Source organism: Escherichia sp. KCJ4928, from assembly GCF_004352695.1.
GTDB lineage: Bacteria > Pseudomonadota > Gammaproteobacteria > Enterobacterales > Enterobacteriaceae > ECMA0423.
The window spans coordinates 1-1,117 of sequence record NZ_SJWV01000431.1 but is presented as its reverse complement, the minus strand read 5'-3'; the positions used below and the strand labels follow the sequence as shown (position 1 = coordinate 1,117).

The following is a 1,117-nucleotide window of genomic DNA, read 5'->3' as shown; positions in this document are numbered from 1 at the left end:
ATCTAATGGAAAACTATCAGGCTTTATCATTGATGAAGATGATACAGGCCCTTCATCTTCTGTTTATAGAACCCGATTTGGTGGTCTTTTAAGAGCATATACTTTGATTGGTTATAAGCCAGAACATGATTACAGCTATCTCAAAATAAATGAAGCACTAAGATCATTTTACTCAGAGATAATTGAGGATTTTAAGGGTGAAATTTTAAAAAGTAACTGTCATATAGACGAGTATAAATATGCCCCAATGCTTTACATCAATGATGAGTTTTTAATTTCCGTCCTTGTTACTAAATGCATACATATGAAATCAGGTAAACTTAGATGGAAAGTCCGGTTTGATAACTCACAGAAAGCAGACATAACAATTGTTATACGAATGAATTCACAAAATATTTCACCTCTTGATTTTTATATCATACCAAAGATTGAAAACGAATATAATAAAATGTGCATGACGGAAACAAACAACATTCGATTAGATCTCTATAGATTTGATAATCTTGATAAACTTCTACAAATTATTACTCGCATGAAAGTGAGGGGAACTATATGCTGCCTGAAAAAAATGAATTCCCAATAATTCAAATTGAGATTGCAAAAATAAAATTTCTTAACCCACGAACAAGAAATAAGGTAGTGCATGAAGAAATAAAGGAAAGCATAAAAAAAAGAGGATTAAGCAAGCCTATAAGCGTAAGAGCTATTGATGAAGGCGATTTCAAATATGCTTTAATTTGTGGTCAAGGGAGAATAGAGGCTCTCGTTGCATTAGGTGAAACTATTATTCCAGCAATTATAAGAGATGTATCAGAAGAAGATGCTTACGTTATGAGTTTAGTTGAAAACATTGCAAGGAGAAGACCACGTTCTAATGAGTTATTACAGGTGATTAAAGACATGAAAATCAGAGGACTTTCAGACTCCGAAATAAGTGAGATTACTGGATATTCATCGAACTGGGTGAGCAGTATTAATATGCTACTTGATAAGGGAGAGCATAAACTTCTCTCAGCAGTCGAACGGGGTAATTTGCCTCTGTATCTCGCAGTGCAATTTGCAAGATGTGAAACTGAGGAAGCACAAGATATTCTTACCGAAGCATATGATAAAAAAT

1 protein-coding gene and 1 pseudogene are annotated in these 1,117 nt (G+C 33.6%); both read left to right on the top strand.

Translation table 11 applies throughout. The annotated features are described in order from the left end of the window. Positions 1-583: pseudogene (locus E0D98_RS24580) on the top strand (recombinase family protein); the annotation flags it as partial. Next, on the top strand, positions 553-1,117 hold a 565-nt coding region (locus tag E0D98_RS24575; RefSeq protein ID WP_131891309.1), incomplete at its 3' end, for a ParB/RepB/Spo0J family partition protein. The pseudogene E0D98_RS24580 and the gene E0D98_RS24575, both read left to right, overlap by 31 nt.